This window comes from Kineococcus glutinatus, from assembly GCF_039542765.1.
In the GTDB taxonomy this organism is placed as follows: Bacteria; Actinomycetota; Actinomycetes; order Actinomycetales; family Kineococcaceae; genus Kineococcus_A; species Kineococcus_A glutinatus.
The window spans coordinates 1-3,882 of the sequence record NZ_BAABIL010000707.1; the positions used below are offsets into that span (position 1 = coordinate 1).

Below are 3,882 nucleotides of genomic sequence, written 5' to 3' on the forward strand. Positions count from 1 at the left end.
CGGGATGACGGGGGTCGCGTCGAGCGGGGGCACGGTGGGTGCCGGCGGAGCGGCGGGGGACGGCACGGGCGGCGCGGGGGTGGCGCCGGGCGCGCAGGTGAGGACGACGGCAGCGCCGGCGGCCGCGACGAGCGCGACGGCAGCGGTGAGCGTCGGACGTGGGGGGGTCACCCGTGCAGCCAAGCACAGAGGGTGATCAGGACAGCGCTTGGGTGATCTACAGCACGTCACGCCCCCGGCGACAGTGCCGTGCGGTAAGGGAGCTGCCCCGCGATCGGCGCCTCAGCCCCGGTAGGCGGCGCAGGCGGTGGTGATCACCGCGTCCAGGGCGTCGGGGTCCTGGGCGGCGTACTGCACCGCCCACCACAGCGCCGGGGAGCTGCCCCACCCGGTGCGCAGCTCCTGGCGGGCCGAGGGGTCCGCCGCGAGCCGGTCGGCCGCCGCCCGCACCGCCGCCGCGTCCGGCGAGGCGCAGCGCGCGGCGTCGTCGGGGCCCTCCGGCCGCAGCGCGGGGTCGCTCTCGGCGGTGAGCGCCTCCAGCACGTAGCTGCCGTCGACGGCGCTGCTGACCGCGAAGGTGCCGGTGAGCTGGACCAGCGGCGCGGCGAGCTCGGCGACGGCCTCGGGGCTCACCTGCAGCAGCAGCCCGCTGTCGCGCCCGGGCGGGGCGCCCCGCCCGGGGACGACGAGCCGCCCCGCCGCGAGGTCGCTGGCGGGGTCGACGTCCAGCACCAGGTCGAGCAGGAGGGACCGGCCGGAGCCGACGGCCTCGGCGAGCGCCGCGCTCAGCGGGTCGCTGCGGTCGGCGGCGACGACGACGGCGTCCACGAGGGACACGGGGCCGTCCGGCGGCGCGCTCTGCGAGGGCGTGCCCGAGGGGGTGCCCGAGGGAGAGGTGGGCGGGGTGCTGGTGGCGGAGGTGGGGGGCGCGGACCCCACCGGGCCGGACGGGTCGTCGGAGCCGCAGCCGCCCAGCACGCCGGTCAGCAGCGCCCCCACCAGCAGCGCGGCGGACAGCCGCCGGACCCGCCCGCGGACCTCGACCGGCTCCCCTGGATCACGCACCACCTCACGCTACCCCAGCGTCACCGGCTGCATGCGCTCTGCATGTGGTGCGGTGACGGTGAGCTCCGCCCAGACCGTCTTGCCGTCCTCGTGCGGGGTGACGCCCCAGGAGTCGGCGAGCCGCTCCACGACGAGCAGGCCGCGGCCGCCGGGGGCCTCGGGGTCGGCCACCCGCTCCTGCGGCAGCCGGGTCGAGCGGTCCCGCACCGCCAGCGTCAGCTCCCCCGCCTCCGAGACGTAGCGCAGCGTCACCACCGGCGGCTCGTCGGTGTGGACGAGGGCGTTCGTCACCAGCTCGCTGATCACCAGCTCGGAGGTGTCCACGACCTCCTCCAGCCGCCACCCCCCCAGCTCCGCGCGCAGGAAGCGGCGGGCGGCGGCGACCGCGCGCAGGTCGGCCGGCAGCGTCACCGCCACCTCCCGGCCGCGCACCCGCGGGCCGGCGTAGTCCACGAGCAGCACCGCCGCGTCGTCGGTCAGGCGGTGCGGGATGGACGCCAGCACCTGGTCCGCGAGCCGCTCCACGTCCGCCGCGCCGGCCAGCAGGGCCCGGCGCAGCGCCTCCTCCCCCACGGCCAGCGGCGCCGCGGAGGTCTCCACGACGCCGTCGGTGTAGAGGGCGATGCGGGTCGGCAGCGCCAGCTCGTGCACCGCGACCTCGTACGACGCCTCCGGCTCGATGCCCAGCGGCAGGCCCGGGGACACCGCCAGCTCCCGCACCCCGCCGGCGTCGGCCACGACCGGCACGGGGTGCCCGGCGCTGGCGACGACGGCGACGCCGGTGCGCTGGTCGAGCTGGAGCAGGCAGCACGTCGCGAACAGCTCGTGCCCCAGGTCGTGCAGCACCCGGTTCGTGCGCCGCAGCACCGCCGCCGGCCCGTGGCCCTCGCTGACGTAGGCGCGCACCGCGGTCCGCAGCTGCCCCATCAGGGCGGCCGCGGCGGTGCTGTGGCCCTGCACGTCGCCGATGACGAACACCACGTGGTCGCGGGCGCGCACCGCGTCGTACCAGTCGCCGCCCACCTCCGCCCCGGCCGTCGCCGGCTGGTACCGCACCGCGACCCGCGCGCGCTCCAGGGCCGGCAGGCTGCGCGGCAGCATCCCCTGCTGCAGGGTGCGGGCCAGGTCGGTGAGCGCCGCGACGGACGCCCCGAGCTGGCGGCGGGCGGCGCGCTCGGCGTCGTAGAGGTGGGCGCGGTCCAGGGCGAGCGACACCTGGGCGGCGACGCTGCGGAACAGGTCGACCTCCTCGGCGGCGAACTCCGCGTCCTCGGCGGAGTTGACGATGAGCACCCCGGTGGTGCGGCCGCCGGCGTCGAGCACCGGCACCGCCAGGGAGGCGCGGATGTCGCCGACGTCGATGTCGTCGTAGGCGGGGTAGCGGTCCTGGTCGCGCACGAGCAGGCAGACCGGCTCGCGGGTGCGGAACGCCTCGGTGACGTGGTTGTCCACGGTCAGCGGCAGGTGCGGCAGCAGGGCCGCGACCTGGGGGGGCAGGGTGGGGCTGCCGCTGCCGACGAGGGCGTCCGCGGCGGGGTCGAGCATGTAGACGGCGGCGGAGTGGCAGGCGACGACGTCGGTGACGGCGGTGGGCACGAGGGTGATGACGTCGCCCGCGCTGGCGGTGCCGGACAGCAGCGCGGTGATCCGCTGCAGCTGCTGCATCCGCCGGGTCGCCGCCCGCGCCAGGGCGCGCTCGCGCTCCGCGGCCTGCCGGGCGGCGCGCTCGGCGGCGAAGAGCCGGGCGTTGTCGACCGCCACCGCCGCCTGCGCCGCGACCGTCTCGGCGGCCCGCTGCGCGGCGTCGTCGAAGCGGTCCGGCTCGCCGTGGGCGAAGAGCAGCGCGCCGAGGACGCGGCCGTCGGTGGAGCGCACCGGGGTCGCGAGGTAGCTGCGCACCGCCGCGTGGCCGGCGGGGACGCCGCCGTGGGCGTTGTGCCCGTAGCGGGCGTCGCGGGTGACGTCGCCGACCCGGACGGTGCCCTGCCCGGAGAAGGTGGGGTCGAACAGGGGGGTGTGCCGCACGGGGGTCGAGGCGGGGAAGGTCCGCCCGCCCTGCCCGGCGAGGCTGAACAGGTCCAGGCGGGAGCCCTTCTCGTCCTCGTCGGTGTAGAAGAAGGCCCCGAAGTCGGCGCCGGTGGCCTCCACCCCGGCCGCGGTGACCTCGTCGAGGATGGCGCGCAGGTCGTGCCCCTCGCGCAGGGAGAGCGTCGCCACCTCCAGGAGGGTGCGCGGGGCGGACGGCTCGGGTTCCACGGACATACGTTACTCAGCGCGTCCAGCCATGAGCGCCACGTCACCGCACGGGCGCCCCCCGACCTCCACCGGCCGCGCCCATCTCCGGGTTCGGGCGCCCCCCGACCCCACCGGCCGCGCCCATCTCCGGGTTCGGGCGCCCCCGGGCGCTCCCAGCGGGCCGCTCAGTACCCCGCGGCGACGTCGACGGGCCCCAGCAGCTCCTCGCCGCGTGCCCGGCGCCGCACGTTGTCCTCGATCCGCCGCAGCAGCGCCGGCCGCTGCAGCTGCGGCGGGTTCGCCACGTGCGGCGTGATGACCGCCCGCGGCTGCCGCCACAGCGGGTGGTCCTCCGGCAGCGGCTCCGGGTCGGTGACGTCCAGCGCCGCGCCGCCGATGGTGCCCGCCTCCAGGGCCGCCACCAGTGCGCCGGTGTCCACCAGCGAGCCGCGCGCGATGTTCACCACCCACCCCGACGGGCCCAGCCGCTCCAGCTCCGCCGCACCCACCAGCGCCCCCGTCTCGGCCGTGGCCGGCGCCGCGATCACCACGTGGTCCGCCCGGTCCCAGATCTCGCCGGTG

General features: G+C 77.8%; 3 protein-coding genes. All 3 read right to left on the reverse strand.

The window, feature by feature from the left end:
* Positions 1-282 precede the first annotated feature (282 nt).
* Complete coding sequence (locus ABEB16_RS20420; RefSeq protein ID WP_345714027.1) at positions 283-1,065, reverse strand: hypothetical protein; 783 nt, start codon at positions 1,063-1,065, stop codon at positions 283-285.
* A gap of 9 nt (positions 1,066-1,074) precedes the next feature.
* Positions 1,075-3,321, reverse strand: coding sequence for a SpoIIE family protein phosphatase (locus ABEB16_RS20425; protein ID WP_345714028.1), 2,247 nt, complete (start codon positions 3,319-3,321; stop codon positions 1,075-1,077).
* A 164-nt stretch (positions 3,322-3,485) separates the two neighbouring features.
* Positions 3,486-3,882 (reverse strand): NAD(P)-dependent oxidoreductase (locus ABEB16_RS20430; protein WP_345714029.1); only part of this gene is annotated, 397 nt, incomplete at its 5' end.